We start from the raw sequence: 3,281 nt of genomic DNA, 5'->3' as shown, positions 1-3,281 counted from the left end.
TATGGCCGGTGGCTATGGCGCGGGGGATCCACCCGATCCCATCCCGAACTCGGAAGTGAAAACCCGCTGCGCGGATGGTACTGCCGGGGCCACCCGGTGGGAGAGTACGGCGCCGCCGGCCTATACTAACAAACGCCCGCTCTGATCATTCGTGATCGGAGCGGGCGTTTGTCGTTTCCGCCACGAAGAACTGCGAGGGGGTACAGAGGAACAGAGAACAACCAGAAATACAGAGGAAACCAGTTCCCTCTGCTCCTCTGGCTGTGCTCTGCTCCTCTGTACCCCCTCGCTTTTCATCTGTAGGGGTTCAACGCAGGGTTTACTTGCGCGGGTACGATTTCCGGGGGTAGATTCGCGCATGGACCAGGACGACATCGAACCGGCGGAGGCAGCGCCCGCCGCGGACGCCGCGCCGGTGGAGACCCGCGCGGGGTACGTGGCGCTGGTGGGGTATCCCAACGCCGGCAAGTCGTCGCTGATGAACCAGCTGGTGGAGCAGAAGCTCAGCATCGTCACGCCGCTGGCGCAAACCACGCGCGAACGGGTGCTGGGCATCGACACCCGCGACGGCGTGCAGATGGTGTTCGTCGACACGCCGGGGCTGGTCGAGCCGCGCTACCTGCTGCACAAGGCCATGCTGCACCAGGCCATGGACGTCATCACCGACGCCGACGTGGTGCTGCTGCTGGTGGATGCGGCCGCCTCGGCCGGCGTGCCCGAGTTCTCGGACGACGTGCTGGGGCTGCTGCAGCGCGCCCGCTCGCTCATCGTCGTCAGCAACAAGACGGACCTGGCGCGGCCGGGGCTGCTGGCGCGGGTGGGCGAGTGGTCGCGGGAGCGCTTCGGCGTGGAGCCGGTGGCGCTCTCGGCGCTCACGGGCGAAGGGGTGCAGGCGCTGCGGGGGGAGATCGCGGGACGGCTGCCGGTGTCGCCGTTCCTGTTTCCCGAAGACGACGTCTCGTCGCAGCCGGTGCGCTTCTTCGTGGCCGAGCTGGTGCGCGAGACGGCCTTCGAGATGTTCGAGAAGGAAGTGCCGTACAGCGTCGCGGTAAAGGTCGACGAGTACCGCGAGGCGGCCACGCCCGTGTACATCCGCGCCACGATCTACGTGGAGCGCCCCACGCAAAAGGCCATCATCATCGGCAGCGGGGGGGCGGCCATCCGCCGGCTGGGGCAGGTGTCGCGCGAGAAGATCGAGGAGTTCGTGGGCGCGCCGGTGTACCTGGACCTGTGGGTCAAGGTGCTGCCGCGCTGGCGCCGGGACCCCGTGGCGCTGCAGCGCTTCGGGTTCCAGATCCCCAAATCGGAGCAACGCAAGTGATCGAGCCGTGGCTGCTGGAGCTGCTCGTCTGTCCAAAGTGCAAGGGCGAGCTGCGGCACGAGCAGAGTCCGGAGTCGCTGGTGTGCGCGCGCGACCGGCTGCGCTACGAGGTGCGCGACGGCATTCCCATCCTGCTCATCGACGAGGCGAAGCCGCTGGACGCCGCCGCCGCGCCGTCGTGAGCGGCCGCGCGTTTGACAGCCTCACGCCCGGTCCGGTAGAATCGTCCCGCCCGTCGTCCCTGCGTCCCCCTGGCCCGCATCCATGTCCCAGCGCGTGATCCTGCACTACTCGCCGCACGGCCGGCCCGCCCCCGAGGTGGTCCGGCTGTATGCCGCGGAGCGGGATTTTCCCGTGGTGGACGCGTCGGGCGAGGAGGACCTGGCGGCCCGCGTGGGGCGCGCGTACCCCGCCGCGCTCGTCCTGGACGCCTCGCCCGACGCCGAGGTGGCGCTGCGCGTGTGCGCGGCCATCAAGGGCGAGGCGTTCACGTCGGTGGTGCCCGTCATCATGTACCTGGCCTGCAACGGCGGCGGCGACGACGCGGCGGCCGTGGCGCTCGAGGCGGGGGCGGACGAGGTGCTGGGCTACGCGCTCAGCGAGCGCGAGTGCGAGCTGCGGCTGCGGATGGCGCTGCGGCGGGCGGAGCGGGACGTGAGCGTGCACCCCACCACGCTCCTGCCGGGCACGGTGCAGATCGAGCGCGACATCGCCGAGCGGCTGCGCTCGGGAGAAAAGTTCGCCGTCTGCTATGCCGACCTGGACCACTTCAAGGAGTTCAACGACCGCTACGGCTACAACAACGGCGACCGGGTCATCCTCATCCTGTCGCGCATTCTGCGCGACGTGGTGCGGGCGCACTCGCAGGGGTCGTTCGTGGGCCACATCGGCGGCGACGACTTCATCTTCAACGCGCCGCTGGCCGAGTTCCGGAGCTGCTGCGAAGAGGTGATCTCGGTGTTCAGCGAGCTCATCCCCCTGCACTATGCCGAGGAGGACCAGCGGCGCGGCTTCTTCGTGGGCAAGGACCGGCGGGGCGAGGAGTACGAGGTGCCGCTGATGACGCTGTCGATCGGCGTGGTGACCAACGAGCACCGCAGCTTCGTGCACACGGCGCAGATCAGCGAGCTGGCGACGGAGATGAAGGCGTACGCCAAGACCTTCTCCGGCTCCATCTACGTGGTGGACCGGCGGCACGGCGGGCCGTGGGACCCCGCCGCGCCGGGCGAGGAAGACAACCGAACAGACGCGGGGTCGCAAGGTTCATGAACGTCCAGTGCACGCACTGCAGCACCGTGTTCCGGGTAGACCCCCGAAAGGTCCCCGCCGCCGGCGTCCGCGTCCGCTGCTCCATCTGCCGCGGCGTCTTCGACCTCTCCGCCTCGTCTGACGCCGCGCCGCGGCAGCCGCAGGCGATGCAGCAGGCCGCTCCCCAGCCGGCCGAGGCCACCGTCCCGGCCGCCGCGCCCGTCGCCGCCCCGGCTCCCCAGCCGGGGCCCGCCGCCGCTCCGTCTCCCGCGCCCGCTGCTCCGACGCCGGCGCCCCAGCCGACTCCGGCGCCTGCGTCCGTTCCGGCTCCGACGCCCGCGCCTCCCGCGCCGCGTCCGGCGACTGCGGCCCCGCAGCGTTCCGGATCGCCGTTCGGGTCGTCCGATCCCGACGCCAAGGCGCGGCGGCTGGCGCGGGCGCTGGTGTCGGACATCGTGACGTACCACCCGGAGCGGCGGGACCAGGCGCTGGCCAACGGCACGCTGAAGCGCGAGTTCCTGGAAGAGATCAAGAAGAGCTGGGAGGAGTACGTGGGGCAGGTGGGCAACGACACCGCGAAGAGCACCCCCCACTTTCGCGAGGCGCTGAACCAGATCCTGGCGAAGGGGCAGGCGGTGTTTTGAAGTGCGTGAGTGCGGAAGTGCGTGAGTGCGGGAGTGCGTGAGTGCGGAAGGTAGTCTCCCCTTCTCTA

Annotated in this window: 4 protein-coding genes and 1 rRNA gene; all 5 read left to right on the top strand. The window is 69.9% G+C overall.

Annotated features, from left to right (window positions below):
* Positions 1-4: 4 nt before the first annotated feature.
* Positions 5-121 (top strand): 5S ribosomal RNA (gene rrf, locus VGC13_RS32005).
* Between the two features lie 237 nt (positions 122-358).
* A complete protein-coding gene (gene era / locus VGC13_RS32000) occupies positions 359-1,321 on the top strand; it encodes a GTPase Era (RefSeq protein WP_331129425.1) in 963 nt (320 codons plus the stop codon).
* Positions 1,318-1,503, top strand: coding sequence for a Trm112 family protein (locus tag VGC13_RS31995; RefSeq protein WP_331129424.1), 186 nt, complete (start codon positions 1,318-1,320; stop codon positions 1,501-1,503). Before era ends, VGC13_RS31995 begins: the two co-directional genes overlap by 4 nt.
* Positions 1,504-1,585: 82 nt before the next feature.
* Entirely contained in the window at positions 1,586-2,590 is a 1,005-nt protein-coding gene (locus VGC13_RS31990; RefSeq protein WP_331129423.1) for a GGDEF domain-containing protein, read from the top strand.
* Entirely contained in the window at positions 2,587-3,213 is a 627-nt protein-coding gene (locus VGC13_RS31985) for a zinc-ribbon domain-containing protein (protein WP_331129422.1), read from the top strand. The genes VGC13_RS31990 and VGC13_RS31985 overlap by 4 nt, the downstream gene beginning before the upstream one ends.
* Positions 3,214-3,281 lie beyond the last annotated feature (68 nt).

The sequence above is a fragment of the Longimicrobium sp. genome (genome assembly GCF_036399255.1).
Classification (GTDB): domain Bacteria; phylum Gemmatimonadota; class Gemmatimonadetes; order Longimicrobiales; family Longimicrobiaceae; genus Longimicrobium.
Note: the sequence above shows the minus strand (reverse complement) of the source record. Positions and strands in the feature narration are given on the sequence as shown.